18 protein-coding genes are annotated in these 17,180 nt (G+C 61.6%); 11 read left to right on the forward strand and 7 right to left on the reverse strand.

Annotated elements, in window-relative coordinates:
- Positions 1–3 precede the first annotated feature (3 nt).
- From BN2475_RS15395 to BN2475_RS15410, 4 genes are all read right to left on the reverse strand, one after another.
- Positions 4–1,410, reverse strand: coding sequence for a sensor histidine kinase (locus BN2475_RS15395; protein ID WP_094780355.1), 1,407 nt, complete (start codon positions 1,408–1,410; stop codon positions 4–6).
- Positions 1,411–1,473: 63 nt separating this feature from the next.
- The gene (locus tag BN2475_RS15400; RefSeq protein ID WP_094780356.1) at positions 1,474–2,514 is read right to left on the reverse strand and encodes an ABC transporter substrate-binding protein; all 1,041 of its coding nucleotides are present in this window, start codon (positions 2,512–2,514) and stop codon (positions 1,474–1,476) included.
- Positions 2,515–2,755: 241 nt separating this feature from the next.
- Entirely contained in the window at positions 2,756–4,150 is a 1,395-nt protein-coding gene (locus BN2475_RS15405) for a sensor histidine kinase (RefSeq protein WP_094780357.1), read from the reverse strand.
- The gene (locus BN2475_RS15410) at positions 4,140–4,817 is read right to left on the reverse strand and encodes a response regulator (RefSeq protein ID WP_094780394.1); all 678 of its coding nucleotides are present in this window, start codon (positions 4,815–4,817) and stop codon (positions 4,140–4,142) included. Before BN2475_RS15410 ends, BN2475_RS15405 begins: the two co-directional genes overlap by 11 nt.
- A 321-nt stretch (positions 4,818–5,138) precedes the next feature.
- Between BN2475_RS15410 and BN2475_RS15415 the strand changes: the two genes are divergently transcribed.
- The 7 genes from BN2475_RS15415 (at position 5,139) to BN2475_RS15445 (ending at position 11,733) form a co-directional block, all read left to right on the forward strand.
- Positions 5,139–6,158, forward strand: a complete 1,020-nt coding sequence (locus BN2475_RS15415; RefSeq protein ID WP_094780358.1) for an ABC transporter substrate-binding protein — start codon at positions 5,139–5,141, stop codon at positions 6,156–6,158.
- 39 nt (positions 6,159–6,197) lie between these two features.
- Complete coding sequence (locus BN2475_RS15420; protein ID WP_094780359.1) at positions 6,198–6,992, forward strand: ABC transporter ATP-binding protein; 795 nt, start codon at positions 6,198–6,200, stop codon at positions 6,990–6,992.
- A gap of 17 nt (positions 6,993–7,009) precedes the next feature.
- Entirely contained in the window at positions 7,010–7,873 is an 864-nt protein-coding gene (locus BN2475_RS15425) for an ABC transporter permease (protein WP_094780360.1), read from the forward strand.
- A gap of 454 nt (positions 7,874–8,327) precedes the next feature.
- A complete protein-coding gene (locus BN2475_RS15430) occupies positions 8,328–8,594 on the forward strand; it encodes a hypothetical protein (protein WP_143325792.1) in 267 nt (88 codons plus the stop codon).
- Between the two features lie 438 nt (positions 8,595–9,032).
- Positions 9,033–10,505 carry a tetratricopeptide repeat protein gene (locus BN2475_RS15435; protein ID WP_094780362.1) on the forward strand — a complete coding sequence of 491 codons (1,473 nt, stop codon included), beginning with the start codon at positions 9,033–9,035 and terminating at the stop codon, positions 10,503–10,505.
- A 56-nt stretch (positions 10,506–10,561) separates the two neighbouring features.
- Positions 10,562–11,044, forward strand: coding sequence for a glycoside hydrolase family 108 protein (locus BN2475_RS15440; RefSeq protein ID WP_094780395.1), 483 nt, complete (start codon positions 10,562–10,564; stop codon positions 11,042–11,044).
- Positions 11,044–11,733 carry a hypothetical protein gene (locus BN2475_RS15445; protein WP_094780363.1) on the forward strand — a complete coding sequence of 230 codons (690 nt, stop codon included), beginning with the start codon at positions 11,044–11,046 and terminating at the stop codon, positions 11,731–11,733. Before BN2475_RS15440 ends, BN2475_RS15445 begins: the two co-directional genes overlap by 1 nt.
- Here the strand turns inward: BN2475_RS15445 and BN2475_RS33625 are convergent.
- Positions 11,693–12,046, reverse strand: a complete 354-nt coding sequence (locus tag BN2475_RS33625) for a hypothetical protein (RefSeq protein WP_143325793.1) — start codon at positions 12,044–12,046, stop codon at positions 11,693–11,695. The two genes, BN2475_RS15445 and BN2475_RS33625, sit on opposite strands and share 41 nt — an antisense overlap.
- Before the next feature lie 466 nt (positions 12,047–12,512).
- Between BN2475_RS33625 and BN2475_RS15450 the strand changes: the two genes are divergently transcribed.
- The 3 genes from BN2475_RS15450 (at position 12,513) to BN2475_RS15460 (ending at position 14,556) form a co-directional block, all read left to right on the forward strand.
- A complete protein-coding gene (locus BN2475_RS15450) occupies positions 12,513–12,716 on the forward strand; it encodes a TonB family protein (RefSeq protein WP_094780364.1) in 204 nt (67 codons plus the stop codon).
- A gap of 169 nt (positions 12,717–12,885) precedes the next feature.
- Positions 12,886–13,905, forward strand: coding sequence for a retroviral-like aspartic protease family protein (locus BN2475_RS15455; protein ID WP_159444557.1), 1,020 nt, complete (start codon positions 12,886–12,888; stop codon positions 13,903–13,905).
- Between the two features lie 333 nt (positions 13,906–14,238).
- Positions 14,239–14,556, forward strand: coding sequence for a DUF4148 domain-containing protein (locus BN2475_RS15460; RefSeq protein ID WP_094780366.1), 318 nt, complete (start codon positions 14,239–14,241; stop codon positions 14,554–14,556).
- Positions 14,557–14,953: 397 nt separating this feature from the next.
- Here the strand turns inward: BN2475_RS15460 and BN2475_RS15465 are convergent, their stop codons facing one another.
- Both BN2475_RS15465 and BN2475_RS15470 read right to left on the reverse strand, forming a co-directional pair.
- On the reverse strand, positions 14,954–15,202 hold the full coding sequence (locus tag BN2475_RS15465) for a hypothetical protein (RefSeq protein WP_094780367.1): 249 nt from the start codon (positions 15,200–15,202) through the stop codon (positions 14,954–14,956).
- 171 nt (positions 15,203–15,373) lie between these two features.
- Positions 15,374–16,417 carry a phytoene/squalene synthase family protein gene (locus tag BN2475_RS15470; protein WP_094780368.1) on the reverse strand — a complete coding sequence of 348 codons (1,044 nt, stop codon included), beginning with the start codon at positions 16,415–16,417 and terminating at the stop codon, positions 15,374–15,376.
- A 182-nt stretch (positions 16,418–16,599) separates the two neighbouring features.
- Here BN2475_RS15470 and BN2475_RS15475 point away from each other — a divergent pair, with 182 nt between their 5' ends.
- A complete protein-coding gene (locus BN2475_RS15475; RefSeq protein WP_094780369.1) occupies positions 16,600–17,100 on the forward strand; it encodes a MarR family winged helix-turn-helix transcriptional regulator in 501 nt (166 codons plus the stop codon).
- Positions 17,101–17,180 lie beyond the last annotated feature (80 nt).

Consider the following 17,180-nt stretch of genomic DNA (forward strand, 5'->3'; position numbering starts at 1 on the left):
CCCTCATTCCACCGATTGCGCAACGTCTCGCGTCGCGCCCGCCCATAACCGCATCTCGACGGTAGCGACGAGACCGGCGCCCTCCTCGTTCGACTCGAGCCTGATCGTGCCGCCCTGACGATGCGCAATCTCCCGCACGATCGGCAACCCGAGCCCGGTGCCTTCAGCGTGGCTCGACGCGCGATAGAAGCGCTCGAACACACGTTCCCGCGCTTGCGCGCTGATGCCGGGTCCATTGTCGATCACGCGCACGACCGCCATGTCGTCGCGGCGCTGCGTTTGCACGGTCACGCGGCCGCCCGGTTGCGTATAGCGCAGTGCGTTGTCGACCAGATTGGTCACGAGCGCCGCGGTCAGCGCCTCGTCACCGGCCACGCTCAGACCGTCTTCCAGTTCGGCACCCAGATCGATTTCACGCGACTGCGCGAAAGCGATCAGCTCCTCCAGCACGCCCGCAATCAACGCGCTCAGGTCGACGCGTTCGTGCTCACCCGACGGCGCAGGCGATTCGGCCTGCGCGAGCAGCAGCAGCTTGTTGGTCAACGTGGTCAGCTTGCGGCTGCTCTTGTGCATGCCGGCCAGCGCTTCGGCGAGTGGCACATCACGGTTGTCGCGTTGCCGCGCGAACTGGATCTGCGCGAGCAGCAACGCAAGCGGCGTGCGCAACTGATGCGCGGCATCGGAGATGAATTGCCGCTGCGTCGCGGCCTGCTGACCCATGCGCGCGATGCACTGATTGATCGCATCGACGATCGGCCTCAGCTCGACGTGCAAGCGCGTAACGCGGATCGGCTCGAGCTCTGACGGGTTGCGATCGGCGACGTCGTCCTTCACCTTCATCAGCGGCCGCAATTCGAAGGTCAGCCCGAGATAGACGAAAACCATGGCGAGCACCAGCGTGAGCACTTCGCCAAACAGCTGCGGACGCAACAGGCGCCACACCATCGCATCGCGTGAGCGTTCCGTCTTGGCGACCGCCACGACGACTTCCTCGTTGCGCCCGGAATCATAGAGCTGCCGCATGTACGCGACCGCGCGTACGGCGCGGCCATCGGCGAGATGGGTGACATACAGCTTGGGGCTGTCGCCGACGTGTGGCGGCAGCGGCAGATCAGGCATGCCCGCCAGTAGACGGTGGCCGCTCGCCTCGACGCGATAGAACACGCTGTCCTGCTCCGGCGACTCGAACAGTTCGAGCGCGGCCGGTGGCACCTGGATCGACACCGTACCGTTAGCCCAATCGACATCCTCACCGATGATCCGCATCGACGACAGCAACGCGTTGTCCTGCACCAAGTCGGCGTTGGTCTGCGCGAAGCGGTACGAAATCACGCCGGAAATGGAAACGAACGCCGCCAGCGGCAACAGCAGCCACCACAGCAAGCGTCCACGCAAACTGCCTGAAAACACGATGCGCCACTCCTCTTTTCTACCAATCGGCGCGCGGCGATCAAGCGCCGCGACGGGTTACTCCTAAGGCCTCACGTCATTGACGAACTGATTGGTGAAGGTACGCGACAGATCGACGTGACGTCCTTTCACCGATGGATTGAAACCCGTCAGCACCTTCAGCACCGTTGGCGGTCCGTCCGCGGGCATCTTGCCGTCGACGGTATAAGTCGGCAACGACGCCTTCAGCGCGCGTACATAGAGCGCCTTGTCGTTGCCGATGTAGTCCGTCGGCATCTGTGCGGCAATCTCTTCGGCACTGTGCGTATGCAGATAGCGCAGCGTTCTCACGAAAGCGCGTGCAAGTCCGGCCGCTTCCTGCGGATGCGTGTCGAGCCACGTGCTCTGCGCATACAGGCTCGCGGCGGGATACGTGCCGCCCAATGCGGCGCGCGTGGCTTCAACGTTGCGCATGTCGACGAGCACCCTGGCGTCGCCGCTCTTCAATAGCCGTGACACGGTCGGCTCAGTGGTCATGCCGGCGTCGATGCGAGCCTGCCTGAGCGCCGCGATAAAGCTGTTGTCCGCACCGACCGGCAGCAGCGTGTATTGCGTGGGCGGCACGCCCGCACGTTGCGCGAGGTATTGCGTGAGGAAACTGGTCGACGAACCGAGCCCGGTCACGCCGAGCGTCCTGCCCTTCACGTCGGCCATGCTTCTGATCGAGTCGGCGGCGCGGGTCGCGACCATCGTCACTTCGCCGGGCACCTGGCCGAACACGACGATCGTCTTCACTTCCTGGCCCCTGGCTTGCAGATCGATGGTGTGATCGTAAAAGCCGATCACCGCCTGCACACCGCCCGCCAGCAGTTCGTCTTCCGCTCCGACGCCCGCCGGTTGCGACAGCAGTTCAACGTCGAGTCCCGCGTCCCTGAAGTAGCCGAGCTGCTCGGTGAGCTTGGCCGGCAGATAGATGAGCTTGTCGATGCCGCCCACCATGATCAGGATCTTCTCCGGCGTGGCCGCGTGCACCGGCGCGGCCGGTTGCGCGGCGAGGCACAGCGTGAGCGACGCCGCAAGCGCGGCACGCAAGGCGCGCGAAAGCCACGCCAACAAACGGTTCATTGCGGGTGTCTCCGTGATAATCCCACCCGCGTTGATGGCGCATGGTGGTCCGCTTGCCGGCCATTTTACGGGCGCGAATCCTTCCGAATGCTTTCGCGGATGCGTTTGCGGTCCCGTATGCGGGTTTGTCCCGAGTCGTCCTGGGCCGTCTTGGGTCGTCCTGGGTCGTCCTGGGTCGTCCTGGGTCGTCCTGGGTCGTCCTGGGTCGTCCTGCGTCGTCCTGGGTCGTCCGGCGGCGGATCTAGCGCGTCTCGGCCTGCGCCGCGCCTGCGCGCGGAAACGACACGCTAATGTCCACGCCTTTGCCGCCCACGCCGGGCTTGAGATTGATTTCGCCGTGATGCGCGTCCGCGATTTCGCGCACGATCGCCAGACCCAGGCCGGTGCCCTCCGTATCGGCCGACGCCCGGAAGAACGGTTCGAACACCCGGCTGCGCGACTCGGCCGGAATGCCGGGGCCGTCGTCGAGCACGCTCACGGTGACGGTATCGGCCCGCGCATTCACGGCGACCGTCACGTGGCCGCCCTCGCCGGCGTAGCGGATCGCATTTTCCGCGAGGTTGGCGATCAACGCCTGCAACAGGCCGCGATGTCCCGCAACCGGCGCGACGCCGCTCAGCTCGGCGCCCAGATCGATGCCACGAGCTTGCGCGAGCAATGCCAGGTCTTCGACCACTTCCATCGCCAGCGGCACCAGGTCGACGATCTCCGTGCCCAGTTGCCGGTTGTCCGCGGCCTCGGCCTGCGCGAGCAACAGCAGCTTGTTGGTCAGCCCGACCATCGAACGATTGCTTCGGTGCATCGCGGCAAGCGCTTCGTCGAGCGCGGGATTCAGGCCGTCCTGTTGACGCGCGAACTGCAACTGTGTGCCGAGCAAGGTCAGCGGCGTGCGCAACTGGTGAGCGGCATCCGCGATGAAGCGGCGTTGCGCGGCCACCTGTACGCCGAGCCGCGCGATGCACTGATTGATCGCGTCGACGATCGGCCGCAACTCGGTATGCAAGCGCTCGACGCGAATCGGTTCGAGCTGCATCGGATCGCGATCGGCGACTTCCTCTTTCACCTTCATCAACGGCCGCAATTCGAAGGTCAGGCCGATGCAGACCAGCGCGACCGCGAGCACGATCATCTCGATCTGCCGCACGAGTTGCGGCTGCCAGAGTTGCTGGGCCATCGCGTCGCGCGAGCGCACGGTTTTGCCGACCGTCACCTTCACGCGGCGCGTCACGCCATTGTCGTACATCAGTCGCACGAGGCCGACCGCGCGCACCGGTTGGCCGTGCAGCTGCGTGTCGTAATGGTCCGGCATGTCGGGCGTGTGCGCGGCGCGCGGCGGGAAATCCGGCGTACCCGCGAGCAGTTGCCCATCGTCGACGCGCACGCTGTAGAACACCTGATCGCGATACGGCGACACGAACACTTCGAGCGCGGCGGGCGGCACATCGACCCGCAGAAAGCCGTCCACCCACTCCACTTCGCCCGCGATCATACGCGCCGACGAGATCAGCTGATTGTCCTGCACCAGATCGGCCGTGCGCCGCGCGTTGTCGTATTCGGCCTTGCCGGTCACGAACACATAGAGCGCGAGCGGCACCAGCAGCCACCACAGCAGACGCACTCGCAGGCTATTGGTCATCTTCTTTCTTGCGCAGCAGATAACCGAGCCCGCGCAGCGTGACGATCGCCGCCGAGCTGCCATCGAGCTTCTTGCGCAAACGCGAAATATAGATTTCGACCGCGTCTTCGCTCGGCTCGTCGGCGAGCGTGAAGATCGCATCGACCAGCGCCGGCTTCGTCACCGTTTTACCGAGGCGCAAGATCAGCGCTTCGAGCACCGAACGCTCGCGCGGCGTCACGTTCAACGGTGCGCCCTTCAGCGTGAACTGGCGGGTGTCGATGTCGAACGCGAGATCGCCGCACACGACCTCGCCCGCCTTCGACGGCGATTGCCGGCGGATCGCCACCTTGATCCGCGCGATCAGCTCGCGCACTTCGAATGGCTTGACGAGGTAATCGTCCGCGCCGGCGCCGAGCAGCTCCACCTTTTCGTCGATCGAACCGCTCGCGGTCAGGATCAGCACCGGCGTCGCATCGCCACGCTGACGCAACCGGCGCAGCACGTTCTTGCCCGACAGCTTCGGCAGATTCAGATCGAGCAGGATCACGTCGTAGTGATTGGTGCGCAGCAACTGGTCGGCAGCGTCGCCGTCCTGCACGGCGTCGAGCGCGAATGCCTCCTGCTCCAGCATCTTGGCGAGCCAGTGCGCGAGGGTGGGATTGTCTTCGATCAGCAGCAGCTTCATGGCGGGAACGGCAAAAGTCAGGTCGTCGATTGTGCCGCAAAACAGGAGCCTTGCGCGCTTCATGTGTGCTTGAGCGCAGACGTTCCCCCGTTTGCGGCGCAAGGACGGCGCGGCGGCGGCAAGGGCGCGGTGCATTTGTCGGCGCTTTGTTCGACGCTCTTTTTGGCGCTATTTGCGGCGCTGTTACCGGGTTAACACCCATGAATTGCCCACGCTCCAGAAAGCTGACAGAAGGTTTGCCATTTCTATAATCGCCTCCATTCATCCAGAAAGCGCCGCACACAGCATCCGCGGCGACCCCAAACCTAAGGAGACTGCTTCATGCGTACCTTGCGCCAGATTGCCGCTGTGTCAGGTGTTGCGTTTGCCCTTGCCGCCGCTTCGGCTGCCGCTCATGCCGAAAAGCTCACGATCATGGTCGGCGGCGCCACCAAGATCATCTATCTGCCGGCCAAGCTCACCGAGCAACTCGGCTACTTCAAGGACGAAGGCCTCGACGTCGAAATCCTCTCTCAACCGGCTGGCGTCGATGCGGAAAACGAACTGCTGGCGGGCGCCGTGCAAGGCGTGGTGGGCTTCTACGACCACACGATCGATCTGCAAAGCAAGGGCAAGGAAGTTCAGGCGCTGGTGATCTTCGGCCAGGTGCCGGGTGAAGTGGAAATGGTGTCCACCAAGGCGGCGGATTCGCTCAAGAGCATGGCCGACACGAAGGGCAAGACCCTCGGCGTGACCGGACTCGGCTCATCGACGAGCTTCCTCACACAATACCTCGCGCAACGCGCGGGCGTGCCGTCCACGCAATACACGCTGCTGCCGGTGGGCGCGGACAACAGCTTCATCGCGGCGATCAAGCAAAGCCGTATCGACGCCGGCATGACCACCGAGCCGACCGTTTCGCAACTGCTGAAGACCGGCGACGCCAAGGTGCTGGTCGACATGCGCACGCTGGAGGGCACGCGCGCCGCGCTCGGCGGCACCTATCCGGCTTCGAGCTTCTACGTGCAGCGCGCATGGGCCGAGTCGCACAAGGACGACGCCGCGAAGCTCTCGCACGCTTTTGCCAAAACGCTGAACTTCATTTCGACGCATAGCGCGGAAGAAATCGCCGCGAAGATGCCGAAAGACTATTACGGCAACAACAAAGACCTGTACGTCGGCGCGCTGAAAGCGTCGCTGCCGATGTTCACGAAGGACGGCAAGATGCCCGCCGACGGCCCGGATACCGTGCTGAAGGTGCTGTCGGCATTCAATCCTTCGGTGAAGGGTAAGCACATCGATCTCGCCAAGACCTACACCAACGACTACCTGTCGGCACCGGTCAAGACCGCGGCGAAGTAACGGCTTTTCAACATCACGAGAACTGCGAGGCACCAGCCGATGAATCAACCTATGTCACGCGATACGCCAGCCATCGAAATGCGCAACGTGTCGTGCCGTTTCATCTCGCCGGACGGCAAGGCGACGATCGCATTGCGCGACTTCAGCATGTCCGTGGCGCGCGGCGAATTCGTCGCAGTCGTCGGCCCGACGGGTTGCGGCAAGTCCACCACCCTCAGCATGATTACTGGCTTGCTGAAGCCCACCACCGGCGAAGTGCGCGTGATGGGCGCGCCGGTGGATGGCATCGATCCGCGCATCGGCTTCGTGTTTCAGGCCGATGCCGTATTCCCGTGGCGCTCGGTGCTCGACAACGTAGCCGCTGGTCCGCTGTATCGCGGCCGCTCGAAATCGGCCGCCTACGACGAAGCCAACGAATGGCTGCGCCGCGTGGGCCTCGACAAGTTCGGCAAGCACTATCCGCATCAACTGTCGGGTGGCATGCGCAAGCGCGTCGCGCTCGCGCAGACCTTCATCAACAAGCCGGAAATCCTGTTGATGGATGAGCCCTTCTCGGCGCTCGACATGCAAACGCGTACGTTGATGCAGGACGAGCTGCTGCAATTGTGGGGTGGCGCCGGCTCGGTGGTGTTCGTCACGCACGATCTCGAAGAAGCGATTGCGCTGGCCGACCGCGTGTTCGTGCTGACCGCGCGCCCCGCAACACTGAAGAAGGTGTACGAAATCGACCTGCCGCGTCCGCGCGTCACGTCGGAGATTCGCTACGACCCGCGTTTCATCGAAATCTCGCGCGACATCTGGCACGACCTGCGCGAAGAAGTGCAGATCGGTTAATCAAGGAACGGCAAACAATGTCTACAACCCCTCAACAGATGATGCCGTCCGGCATCGATGCCGCGTCGCTCGCCCAGGTCGAACGCGTCGCGCAAAAACGCATCCGGCAACGTCAAGCGCTGGTGGTCACGCTACGCGTTCTCGTGCTGATGTTCGTGCTCGGCGGCTGGGAATTGTCCGCGCGGCTCAAGTGGATCGATCCGTTCTTCTTCTCGATGCCGAGCGCGATTTTCGAGCAGATCGTCGACTGGTTCGTGAACGGCACGTCGCAAGGTCCGCTGCTCACGCAGGTGTGGGTCACGCTTGAGGAAACCGGGCTCGGCTTCATCATCGGTTCGGTGGCGGGTATCTTCTGCGGTATCGTGCTCGGCCGCAACAAGCTGCTCTCCGATGTATTCAGCCTCTACATCAAGATCGCCAACTCGATTCCGCGCGTGGTGCTCGGCTCGGTGTTCGTGATTGCGCTGGGTCTGGGCATGGCGTCGAAGGTGGCGCTGGCGGTGGTGATGGTGTTCTTCGTCGTGTTCGCCAACGCGTTCCAGGGCGTGCGTGAAGCCGATCGCTACATGATCGCGAATGCGCAGATCCTCGGCGCGTCGCGCCGTCAGGTGACGACCTCGGTGGTGATTCCGTCCGCGCTGAGCTGGATTCTCGCCAGCTTGCACGTGAGCTTCGGCTTCGCGCTGGTCGGTGCGGTGGTCGGCGAATTCCTCGGATCGAAGCAGGGCATCGGTCTGCTGATTTCCACCGCGCAAGGCGCATTCAATGCGAGCGGCGTGTTCGCGGCGATGATCGTGTTGGCCGTGGTCGCACTGGCAGCGGACTATCTGTTGACCGCCGTCGAACAGCGCTTGTTGAAATGGCGGCCCACAGCCATTTAAGCGGACCGTGACAGGCCGTGTAGTGCACGGCGACAGGGTTCAATGCCGTTCAGTCTGCGACTGAACGGCATTTTTTTTGAAGCGTGAAAGAGGTAAGTGAGCCAACACCGAAACGCCACCTGCTCCTCTCGCATTGCCGACATCGCACCATTCAGGATGGCTGATCGATACTTCAATTTGGTCGCCGCTTCCCCGTCTCTCTCACATGGCGCAGACAAACCGGCTCCCTGCATGTCGCCGAACAATAACGTCTCGGCGCGCACCTTTCCTTACTATCCGGACCCCTTCCGTACCGCACCTCTCTGGCGCGCTGCCAGGCATGCGACAAGGAAGCCGCTCATCGTCTGCGTCGCGTGCCACGCCTGGTTGCCCGGCGCGTTTTTGCCGAAAGACCTGACGGGCTTTCGCTGAGTGGTGTCGCAAGTACGACGCCGAATGTTTGAAGGAGATGGAGATGAAGAAGACCTTGATCATCGCGGGCGCACTCGCTTGTGCGTTCGCATCGCAAGCGTACGCCCAGGACGCCAGCACACCGACTACGGCGCAAGCTCAGCCGACAGCAGCCGATGCGGTCGGCGGCCAACCAGCCACCATGTCGATGTCGGGTGGTCCCGCGCACGCACAGGGATTGACGCGGGCTGAGGTCATTCACCAGCTCGAGGAATCACAGAAGAACGGCGAAGCAGCGCGCTTGCAGGAATTATTCAAAGGCGGCAACTGACATGTAACGCAGCACGGGCCGGATGAGCCGGCTATTGGCCCCGGCTATCGGCCCCACCTATCGGCCCCACCGCATGGATCACGCCGCAGTTGCTTCGCTCGTGCAGTACGAAGCGAATGCGGCGTCTGCTCGCAGCAGATTTCTCTGAGCAAGCTTGCTGGCGCTTGCTCTCGCTTGTTCTCGTTCGTTCTCGATCGTTGTCGCTTGCCGCCGCGCCTGGCTGTTTTCCGCAGGCTTCCCGCGACGTTGTGTCTGCCGCCAAAAGACTTCTGACTGGCATCCGTTGGTCGACGCGCAACACTCTTGCGCACTCCCACTCCCCCGCAAAAGCCTCCACCCACGTCCCATAAGGGCGGACGCTCGATGGCACGCTCGATGCATAACCGCTGCCACCCCAAATCGGGGAGTTGCCGACATCGATCTGAAACGAGGTGTGCAATGTCGAGTGTGCAGAGTTCACGCCGGCCCATGAACTGGCACGGCCGGCCAGTCCCGCCACGTAGCGCCGCTACTCGCCGCAATCGCCCCGATCGCGACGGATTCGTGTCGCTCGGGCTGCGCATTGCCGGTTTGATCGGCAGTTTCCCGAAGTGGCTGTGGCCATATCTCCTGCCGTGGATCATCGGCATACTGGCGATCATCTTCATCTGCCTCGGCGTGCGGGACGTACGGACCCGGCAATTGCTGGTGCCACCCGTCGAAACGCCGCAGTCGTTATCCGAGCGAGGTTATTCGTCTGCTTTCCTCGCCGAGCGGATCATGGCGTCGATGCGCGAAATTGGTCAGGATGCCGAATCCATTCCGCACGACACGATGACCGACAACGACGCGCGGCCCGACATCCAGATCCCCGGCCCGGAGATGTCCTATGCGTCGACGGTGCGGTTCGTCAAGGGCATCGTCAACCGACCCGACGTGGTCGTTCATGTCGGCATCACGAAGGCTAACGACGGCGCGAACGCCTATGTGGCCCACGTGCGGATAGAAGGCGGTCCGTTCAATTCCCATGAGAGCGCGGTGCCGTTCGAAGGACCGGACCTCGAAAAATTCATCCATGACATCGCCGTCATGGCGATGCGGCTCGCCGAGCCGAACATCCTTGCGAGCCATCTCTTCACGCAGGTTCAGAACACCCGTTGCTCACTCGCACAATGCGATTACCGCGAGATCGTCGCGATCTATGACGAAGTGATCACACTGCCCGGTTCCGAGCAGGCCGAATGGGCGCACGCGGGCAAAGCGTGGCTGCTCACCAGTCAGAAGCTCTCGAGACAGGCTGAACAGGAAACCCGCGAAGCGTTGACCACGTATAAGGATTCGGCGGTACTGCGGGCAAGTCTCGGCGTTGCGCTCGAACAGCAGAACCGCATCGACGACGCCATCGCCGAGTTGCGCGCCGGGGCGAATGAGAAATCGAAAACGGCGGAAAATCTGCGCCTTCTCGGCGACGTGCTGTTGCATGCGAAGCGCAATGCCGAAGCACTCAGCGCATTCAGGCAGGCGTACGAGATGAATCCGGACTCGGTCAACAATCTGCATGACTGGGGCGAAGCGCTGGTCGCCGTCGGCGACTACGACACCGCGATCGACAAGCTTTCCAGTGCCGTCAAGTTGCGCCCCGATCTGGCGCCCTCGTACGAGACATGGGGACGCGCACTCGATCACAAAGGCGATCTGCGAGGCGCAGCGCGCAAATACGCGCAAGCCTTGCAACTCGACGCGCAGTCGTTGACCGTGCGCGAAATCCAACTGGCGCGGCTCGCCGACACCGATCAGGACGGCGACGTAGCCGACGCGCCGAAGCCGGACGCGCGCACCAAACCCGTTTCAAATCCGCCCGCAGCACTTCCCTTCCAGGCATCGCTCGAAGCACGACGCACTGCCGGATGGACCGCGATGCCGACGGCCTGACCCGCGCCAGCATTCCACGCTCCAGCGTACACACAGCCGAAGAGGAGAGAGAGTCGATGGACAGTTTCGAAGACGCGTTCAAGGCATTGATCGGCAACGAAGGCGGTTACTGCTTCAATCCGGCCGATCCCGGTGGCGAAACAATGTTGGGCGTGACGGCGCGCGTCGCGCGCAACGCGGGCTATACCGGCGCGATGAAGGATCTGCCGCTGGACACCGCGCGGCAGATCGCCAAACAGAAACACTGGGATCCTTTGCACCTCGATGAACTCGACCCGCGCGTCGCCTTTCAGATATTGGACGCCAACTACAACGGCGGCCTCGTCGCGTTGTGGATCCAAAAAGCGTCCGGCGCAAAAAAAGACGGCAAGTTCGGCTCGGACACACTGGACGCAGTGAAGAGTGCGGACCCGATGAAGTTCGTCACGCGCTTTGCCGCCTATCGCCTGCGCTATCTGCGAAATCTGCATACGTGGCCCAACTTCAGCCGCGGCTGGACCGCACGGATGGCCGACAATCTTCTTCTGGGAGCAGCATGATGGACTGGTCAAAAGTAGCGGCGAACATTGGCGGCACCGCTCCGCTTCTCGCCGGGCTAGTAGGCGGCCCGATCGGACTGGGCGTGACGGCCGCCGCGGCGATCATTTCGCATGCACTCGGCACGCCAAGCGACCCTGCTTTCGTCGAACCTGCATTGAACAGTCCCGGCGCACTCGAAAAAATCAGGCAAGCCGAAAGCGCGAACTCGCTGCAGTTGCAGCAACTGGTCGTCACCGCCGCTCAGATGAGGCTCGTTCACGAAAGCGATATGGCGCGCATCGAAGCCGGCGATCAGGCCATCATGGGCGCGATGGGCGTCGCCAACCGCGACTGGGTGCCGAAGGTACTTGCGATGGCCGTCACCACGGGCTTCTTCGGCATCCTGCTGTTGATGGCGTTCCAGCCTTTGCCGGGACTCAACAAGGATCTCGTCAATGTGATCGTCGGTGCGTTGGGGACGGCGTGGGTCAGCATCATCGGCTACTACTTCGGCACGACGATCGGATCGATGCGGAAAACCGGGTTGCTCGCCAAACCGGACGTGCCCATCACACCGGATAGCGCAGTCACGCTGCGGGAACCGGCCGCGCCGCCGGCAGCGCATGCGCAAACCGCGGCGGCGCCTTCGTGTGACGAACTGCAGCCATTCACGCCTGGCGGGCAGGGACCGATTTTCTCCGGCAATTGATGAGCCGTTCGTCAATCAAGCGACGCACGCGGCGCAAGCGCTGGTGCAATCCTCCATTGCGTGCGTCGCCGCTTTTCCCAAGTCTCTTTCGCAGCCGCGCTGATGATCGCTGCCGGAAAAGCGAAAGCCGTGATACGGTGATCTGCTCGTCTTTATGCCGGCATGCTACCTGGTTGCGCAAAATCGCATTCAAAACGCACATTTTTTTAGAGATTGTTAATACAATCGACTTTCTGCCCGATGTCATTCCCAACCGATCGAGGATGATGTAGATTTCTTTGCAACGGACGTTTATTTTGATATGCGGGTTCACGAAGCAATCATTTTGGTGGGCCACCTTGTCAGGTAGAACGCCGCATGAGCTGGACAATAAGAGAACTGGTGCTGGTAAACGCCTGGCATATAGTCCACCCGGTGTCGCACCGCAAAAAGCAAGGGTAAACGTCAGGCTGTGAAAGCTTACAAGCCGCTCAGGGACATTCTAGTTTGGTTGTTGACGCGCAACCCACATGGTCAAACGAAACGCCCAAGATTGATCGAATTACAATTGAATTTTTGCGCGCCATTTCTTGCGGATGTACATACATATTCACTTTATCAATGATAAGGGAAATTGAAGATTGTGCATACAATGGCATATTGCCATTATCCGCGAAACATGCCACCGTCAATTGCTTGCCATTTTGATTTCAATCAGGATTTGCCTGCCTTTCAATTTCGCATTTATCTGTTATGTCAGTCGAATTTTTCCTCAAATTTATTAAAACTGTTAAATCTCGATGACGTTGAAGTGCCGAGAAAGAAAAATATATAGAGCAAATGATCCGAACGGCAAGCTCGACCCGGCCACCATTGTCCGCTCGAGTGGCGATGCCGACTGGGACGCCACCGCCCTTCAGGCCGTGCAGCGTTCGAACCCGATGCCGATCGACACGAATGGAAAGGCACCCGCGCGCTTCCTGATCACACTACGACCCAATTGACGCCAAGGCAGAATGCCCAATGAGAAAAAGGAAAGTTACACGGTGGCGGGTCCAGGCGATCGCTATCGTTTTCTGTAGCGCAATGGTTTGCTGTACCGCGGCGTCTGCCCAAATGGGAGTGGCTCACCCGAACGCAGAATGCCAGCTGAAGATGGAAGCGCACCTGCCCATGACAGAAAACTCGGGACACTACATGGTTCCGGTCAACATCGGCGGGAAGGACTATCCGATGATGGTCGATACGGGCGCGGTAAAGACAGCCTTGACGCCGGCTGCGGCCGACATGATGGGGCTTGACGTTGATGGTCGACGCGCGCAGCGTGTTGCCGGCATCGGCGGAGAGGCCTGGTCGGAATACGCACGGATTGTGCCCTCGCTCAAGCTGGGACCGTCGGAGTGGATTAACCTCAAGGTGCTGACAGCCGACATGTTGCCCGCGAAGCTGAGGGCCATGCAACCACCGCCAGTTGGCCTGCTTGGAGCAGACGTACTTTCGCGCTACGACGTCGAATTCGATTTTCCGGCGAAACAGATGACGCTCTACACGGCGCAAAACTGCTTTGGGTGGTTCGTCCCATGGCAGGGCCGATATCATGAATACTTTCCGGACTCGGCAAAACAGCATCTTTTTTTGCTGGCGGTGGTACTCAATGGCCATCCGATACATGCGATGCTGGATACCGGTGCTTCACGGTCCCTGGTGACGAAGCGCGCAGCACTCAATGCGAATGTAGACGAACAAGCCCTCAATCAATTCCCTGCCGCTTTCGGGACCGGTTTTGGGGGAACCGCGGTCACCACACATCGTGGCCGATTCAACAGTCTTCAGATCGGGCCACTGGTCTACCGCGACGCCCGTCTGGACATAGGAGAGATGGAACTGGCAACCGGCGACATGCTGCTAGGCATGGATTTCATGCGGACACGGCGAGTTTGGGTGTCGTATTCAAATAACCGGGTATTCATGCAGCCTGCCGATTTTGGCGCCGCACAGCCGACCATACCAGCATGGCCACCAGGCACACCTATGCAGCGCTCCACCGGGCCGACCGTATCGACGGACGCCGAAGAAAACCTGCGCGACCTCCTCGACCATCGGCCAGATCTGTCGACACATACGCACATCACCTATTCACCCAGCATCCAGGTCAGGCAGGGGACCAGGCTGCAATTGCCGCCGTTGCATTGACTGGATCGATTGCGAGCCCGCCTGGCCTGACTGGTTTGCGAAACTACGACGCAGCAAGGACCGTACAGATACGCGAATCAATGGAAATTAGCAGTCCAAAGTATCATCCTGTAGCGTTCATCTCATTCGGAAAGGGCCGCACTACGGCGCAGCAAGCGGGGCTGACGATACGACTTGCTCGACGGAAAGTTCCGTCTTTTTATCTCAAATCTGGCAACAAAGCTTACCTGAATGGGCGATTACTCCCGCCAGTTCGCAAAACTACAATGTAATCACTGACTGCGAACACGAACGTTCGCAGCAAGACAAAGACCGAACTGGAGGTAGTTAATCATGAAATCGCTCGTTCAAGCTGTTGTTATCGCCGCTGTGTTGGCCGTTCCCGTTGCTTCGTTTGCACAAACCAACCAGCCTGTGACCCGCGCCCAGGTGCGCGCCGAACTGGTCCAACTCGAAAAGGCCGGCTATCAACCGGGCCACGCGGACCCGCACTATCCGGCTGACATCCAGGCCGCGCAGGCTCGCGTCGACGCGCAAAAAGGCACCGCGCAGCCGGCTGAAAGCGGCTTCGGTGGTGCGGTAAGCGGCTCGTCGCAAGCGGGCCATGCGGCTGCGCCGGCCGGTTCGAAGTCGATCTACTTCGGCCGGTAAGTGCCGCGAAGTAGCAGTGCGCGCCGGTAAGCCATAGTTCGGAGGCAGCGCGGCTCGATCTGGTTTTCGACCGCGCGAACCTCTGACGCCAGGCCCCGCGCGCAAACCGGCCGCTTAGCGCGCCCCTGCGTGGCGCGCTCCTGATTCAAATGAACTGGCCCGCGACCGGGTATCTCCGATCGCGGGCCAGTGCTGTATCCGTTACCTCCGTCATCGGACTCCCGATGACTTCGCCTGGGCCTTCGCGGTCCAGGCGCTTTTTCACGCCACCGTATGCGCTGCATGCGCACCGTTGGAGCTCAGCGCCTTCGATCCGGCCTCTTGTTCAACATGGCTGTGGCCTCGGTAATGGCCGGCCATCGTCTGCCTGATTCAATGGCTGAGCGCAACCGCAGTGTCAATCGCGTGCGATCAGATCGCCCACTCGACCACGCCCGGTGACGAGACAGCTCGACAAAAAATTCTCGCCCTGGCTGCTGGCTCCGGCGTCTCCAAAGCCCTTCTTCAAAGCGTTCGACTTGACCAGCTCAGCACCCTGATGACACGTTATTGTGCCGATCTCTCCGGCTTGCGCACGCATTAACGCCCTATCCGCCATCAGATAGCCAAGCAACAGCACCACGGCAATATTGAACGCCTGTCTCATCGGTTGTCTCCTCGTTTGGAAGAGACTAACGCGAACCCGAGAAGCGCGGTCCTAGGGGTTTCCCGGTTGATCGCTATTCCATGATGCCGATTAAATCCCGTATAAATCCCGTAGTACTTCCCGTATTACTTCCGGCAATACTCGGCACAACTTCTGCACCCCGACGTTCATTCAGAAACGCGCTTCGATCTGCCTGATGCGTGTTTCGATCGCATTGCGCACGAGTGCATTCGAGGGCGCCAGCAACAGCGACGACGCGATGATCCGATACACGTCATTGCGCCGCACTTTGGACGCCTTCTGCGGATCGAGCCACGCGTCGTTATCGACCAGCAACGACAGCGTGTCCAGGCCGATCAGGATCGGCCACAAACACGCCAGACGCAGACGTACGGAAAACGCGGGAATAGCCAGCGTGTAGTCCAGGGCCTCGCGGAAATGATCGAGTGTCTTGCGCAGAAGCTCGACCAGCAGCGGACGCACGCGCAACGAGTTGGCCGGCACGAGCAGGTCTCGCGCGCTCAGGCCATATCGATCCAGCATGCTCTGCGGAAGATAGCAGCGGCCGATGCGCAAATCCTTGCCGCAATCGCGCAGCACGTTGGTCATTTGCAGCGCCTTGCCGAATCGCACGCCTCGCCGCGCCATGATGTCGGGCTGCACCTTCAGCGTGCCCGGCAGATGCGCGTAGGTCATCGCGGTCCAGAATTCGCCGACGCAGCCCGCCACCAGATACGTATAGCGGTCGAGCTCGTCGTATTCGCGCAGCGCCGCGATCTGCCCGGACCGTTCATCCGGGAACGTGCGCAGATCGAATTCCATGCCGTCGGTGAGCGTCGATACGACCTCGCGGACCGCCTTGCGATCGGCTTCGCTCAGTTGCGCGAGCACGTCGAGTGCGGGACCCAACGATTCGAGCAGGACTTTCTCATCCGACTGGATCTGCTGGCCCGCCACTTCGGCGGCCATGCGTTGGAACAGCCCGTCGTCGGTTGCGCCATTCACGCGGGCGCGCAGCGACAGCAGCAACGCGAGGCGCTGCTCGGGCGAGATCAGCGACGTGTCGGCAATCGTATCCGCCGCACGCGCCAGCAGGTACGCGAGGCCGATCGGATCGCGCATGCCGGCGGGCAGCACGCGCAGCGTGAGATAGAAGGAGCGTGAAACGCCTTTCAGGAGCGGACCGAGAAGGAAGGCCCGGGTCGGATTCGGCATGGATCGGATCTGGTTGGTATGGGGCAGGAAAGCACGCGGAAATCAGGCGCTGCGGAATTGTATACGGCGAAGCGTTCTCGCCATGCACCAGCAATCCAGGCCTGCGCCGCGCCCGCTTTTCTCAGCCCGCCATGCTTACGCGCAACCCTTGACTGCGGAATCCGGCGCGCCAGCGCGCTAAGATGCGGTATGGACCGAACCCCTTCCCGATCATGAGCAAAAATCAAAAACCATCCGCTGAGCCCACCACAGCACGCGCCCGCCGTTCCAGCCTGCGCCTGACCTACGTGATCGGCAGCCTCGATCGGGTCCTGCGGCGGCGCATGAGCGAAGCGCTGGCGCCGCTCGGTCTGACGCTCGCGCAGTACACCGCGCTGTCCGTTCTGGAAGCCAACGGCCAGGCATCCAATGCGCAGGTCGCCGAGCGCTCGTTCATCACGCCGCAATCAGCCAACGAGGTAATGAACGCGATGGCGAGCCGCAACTGGATCAGCCGTGAACCGGACCCGACCCATGGCCGCATCGTGCTGCTGCAACTGACCGACGAAGGTCGCGCGGTACTGCGCGAATGCGAACTGGCCGTCCGGACCATCGAGAAGCAGATGGTGGAAGGCATCACGGCCGACACCGCCGGCACGGTCCAGGGCCACCTCGAAACGTTCGTTCGGAATCTGCGCGGCTGAATTCGCCGGGCCATCGGTCGGCTAGGGAAGCGCTGATTAATGGACCAACTGACCGAGTTGCAGCCGAGAGGGCGTCGAAT

Source organism: Paraburkholderia ribeironis, assembly GCF_900019265.1.
Classification (GTDB): domain Bacteria; phylum Pseudomonadota; class Gammaproteobacteria; order Burkholderiales; family Burkholderiaceae; genus Paraburkholderia; species Paraburkholderia ribeironis.

What these genes read in the sequence shown, in the direction of transcription:
- BN2475_RS15465 (WP_094780367.1), bottom strand. Translation starts at nt 15,202, where the DNA reads ATGAGACAGGCGTTCAATATTGCCGTGGTGCTGTTGCTTGGCTATCTG.
- BN2475_RS15450 (WP_094780364.1), top strand. Translation starts at nt 12,513, where the DNA reads ATGACGTTGAAGTGCCGAGAAAGAAAAATATATAGAGCAAATGATCCG.
- BN2475_RS15445 (WP_094780363.1), top strand. Translation starts at nt 11,044, where the DNA reads ATGGACTGGTCAAAAGTAGCGGCGAACATTGGCGGCACCGCTCCGCTT.
- BN2475_RS15455 (WP_159444557.1), top strand. Translation starts at nt 12,886, where the DNA reads ATGACAGAAAACTCGGGACACTACATGGTTCCGGTCAACATCGGCGGG.
- BN2475_RS15430 (WP_143325792.1), top strand. Translation starts at nt 8,328, where the DNA reads ATGAAGAAGACCTTGATCATCGCGGGCGCACTCGCTTGTGCGTTCGCA.
- BN2475_RS15420 (WP_094780359.1), top strand. Translation starts at nt 6,198, where the DNA reads ATGAATCAACCTATGTCACGCGATACGCCAGCCATCGAAATGCGCAAC.
- BN2475_RS15435 (WP_094780362.1), top strand. Translation starts at nt 9,033, where the DNA reads ATGTCGAGTGTGCAGAGTTCACGCCGGCCCATGAACTGGCACGGCCGG.
- BN2475_RS15415 (WP_094780358.1), top strand. Translation starts at nt 5,139, where the DNA reads ATGCGTACCTTGCGCCAGATTGCCGCTGTGTCAGGTGTTGCGTTTGCC.
- BN2475_RS15405 (WP_094780357.1), bottom strand. Translation starts at nt 4,150, where the DNA reads ATGACCAATAGCCTGCGAGTGCGTCTGCTGTGGTGGCTGCTGGTGCCG.
- BN2475_RS15475 (WP_094780369.1), top strand. Translation starts at nt 16,600, where the DNA reads ATGCGGTATGGACCGAACCCCTTCCCGATCATGAGCAAAAATCAAAAA.
- BN2475_RS15470 (WP_094780368.1), bottom strand. Translation starts at nt 16,417, where the DNA reads ATGCCGAATCCGACCCGGGCCTTCCTTCTCGGTCCGCTCCTGAAAGGC.
- BN2475_RS15440 (WP_094780395.1), top strand. Translation starts at nt 10,562, where the DNA reads ATGGACAGTTTCGAAGACGCGTTCAAGGCATTGATCGGCAACGAAGGC.
- BN2475_RS15425 (WP_094780360.1), top strand. Translation starts at nt 7,010, where the DNA reads ATGTCTACAACCCCTCAACAGATGATGCCGTCCGGCATCGATGCCGCG.
- BN2475_RS15410 (WP_094780394.1), bottom strand. Translation starts at nt 4,817, where the DNA reads ATGAAGCTGCTGCTGATCGAAGACAATCCCACCCTCGCGCACTGGCTC.
- BN2475_RS15400 (WP_094780356.1), bottom strand. Translation starts at nt 2,514, where the DNA reads ATGAACCGTTTGTTGGCGTGGCTTTCGCGCGCCTTGCGTGCCGCGCTT.
- BN2475_RS15460 (WP_094780366.1), top strand. Translation starts at nt 14,239, where the DNA reads ATGAAATCGCTCGTTCAAGCTGTTGTTATCGCCGCTGTGTTGGCCGTT.